This is a genomic window from Nocardioides abyssi, assembly GCF_030412915.1.
In the GTDB taxonomy this organism is placed as follows: domain Bacteria; phylum Actinomycetota; class Actinomycetes; order Propionibacteriales; family Nocardioidaceae; genus Nocardioides; species Nocardioides abyssi.
This window is the reverse complement of sequence record NZ_JAUHJR010000097.1, coordinates 1-298: the sequence shown is the minus strand read 5'-3', so window position 1 is coordinate 298 and position 298 is coordinate 1. Positions and strand designations below refer to the sequence as shown.

Genomic DNA, 298 nt, shown 5'->3' with positions numbered 1-298 from the left:
GCCATCTGATAAAAGCGTATCCTGGAAACCGTAAAAATTAACATGATCCCAGTTTTGCTTGTCCCCGTTTGCCCTAGCGGCCACTGCTTGACCGTCCGTTGCAGGATTCTCGATGGTTAAGTAAGCAATTTCGAAATTATCGTTTGCGGCCCAAACAACCTGAGAACAAGTTGTTCCAATAGCGGATTTGGATGCGCAACCCAAAAAAATAGAACAAGCCGGATCCCCGACTTTGAAAAAAGCCCAAGATGGATTCACCAGTAATCCATAGATAGATCAACTAATATAAGAACTCTAC

1 protein-coding gene is annotated in these 298 nt (G+C 43.6%); it reads right to left on the bottom strand.

The features are described 5' to 3' along the window. On the bottom strand, positions 1-258 hold a 258-nt coding region (locus QWY29_RS20055), incomplete at its 3' end, for a hypothetical protein (protein WP_300962997.1). Positions 259-298: the final 40 nt, after the last annotated feature.